Below are 860 nucleotides of genomic sequence, written 5' to 3' on the forward strand. Positions count from 1 at the left end.
AGGAAGTCACCCCACCACCATCAGGCGAATACGACTTTGTATTCCCTGAGGGGCTTTCTAGCTACACAGCAGGTACAAAAGTGTTAGCAAGCGACGGCGCGATTTATCAATGTAAACCATTCCCTTACTCTGGCTACTGCGTACAGTGGAGTGAGAGTGCAACACAATTTGAGCCAGCGACAGGCTCACACTGGGAAATGGCTTGGGATAAGCTGAACTAATCTCGCAGACGATAGACGTAAAGAACCCCGCCAATCGCGGGGTTCTTTTTACTTTATCAATCACTGCGAGTTAAAGACAAAAGTGGCAGTTTTCTCGACTTAAACCATAACCACCAGACAGATTGGTGATATGAGTTCTGCCTTCTTGAAGCCCCATTTCATACCCTTCGAGTAGAACGGATTGGCGCATCGACAAGCGTTGCACATGAAATTCATCCGGCGGTGCAATCACTCTCACACGGGTTCCTTGTGGGGGATTGCGGATAAATTCCAAGGACTCATTGTAGTTCTCTGAACGATGCAACATCGCTTCTGCCATTTTGGGATGTTCAGCAAACAACTTGTTCATTAACCAAGTATTTTTTACTGGTTTTTTGGAGTAATTCAGCGGGTGCGATAGCACAACCGTGATGTCTCGCGCTCCTCTTCGGTAAGCTTCTCGAACCGGAATAGAATCCGCCACACCACCATCGGTATAACAACCACCAGAAAAACACGGAGTATGTTTGTAAGCAATCGGCAATGCTGTTGTCGCTTCTATCGCATGATGGAAATTTTCTCGCGTCACTCGATAGTAGTCCGCTTTACCTGTGTCCACATTCGTGGTGGCCGCAAAAAAAGGAATGCCTTCAAAAAGCT

General features: G+C 47.0%; 1 protein-coding gene and 1 pseudogene. One reads left to right on the forward strand and one right to left on the reverse strand.

The annotated features are described in order from the left end of the window. Positions 1 to 221: pseudogene (locus tag R8O11_RS26265) on the forward strand (N-acetylglucosamine-binding protein GbpA); the annotation flags it as partial. A gap of 70 nt (positions 222 to 291) precedes the next feature. Here R8O11_RS26265 and R8O11_RS26270 read toward each other — a convergent pair. Beyond that, positions 292 to 860: patatin family protein (locus R8O11_RS26270; RefSeq protein ID WP_318194747.1), on the reverse strand; the 569-nt coding region annotated here is incomplete at its 5' end.

This window comes from Vibrio sp. 1288 (assembly GCF_033344475.1).